The 281-nt window shown below is 67.6% G+C and carries 1 protein-coding gene; it reads left to right on the top strand.

Annotated features, from left to right (window positions below):
- Window positions 1-281: coenzyme F420-0:L-glutamate ligase (locus ACZ2IA_RS22935; RefSeq protein WP_470294895.1), on the top strand; the 281-nt coding region annotated here is incomplete at both ends.

Raw genomic sequence — 281 nt, 5'->3', positions numbered from 1 at the left:
CCGGGCGACCTGCTGTTCGTGACCGAGAAGATCGTGGCGATCACCCAGGGGCGGTCCTACCGTCTCGACGAGATCAAGCCGCGCAAGCTCGCGCTCTTCCTCTCGAAGTACGTCACCCGCACGCCGTACGGCATCGGGCTCGGCATGCCCGAGACGATGGAGATGGCGCTGCGGGAGTGCGGCACCCCGCGTATCCTGTTCGCGTCCGCCGTGGCGGCGGTGACCAAGGCTTTCGGCCGTCGTGGTGACTTCTACCGCATCGCCGGAGACAAGGCACGCGC

It is taken from the genome of Crenobacter sp. CS_VA4 (genome assembly GCF_055597485.1).
The sequence above is the reverse complement of the archived record's forward strand: the minus strand, read 5'-3'. Positions and strand labels throughout refer to the sequence as shown.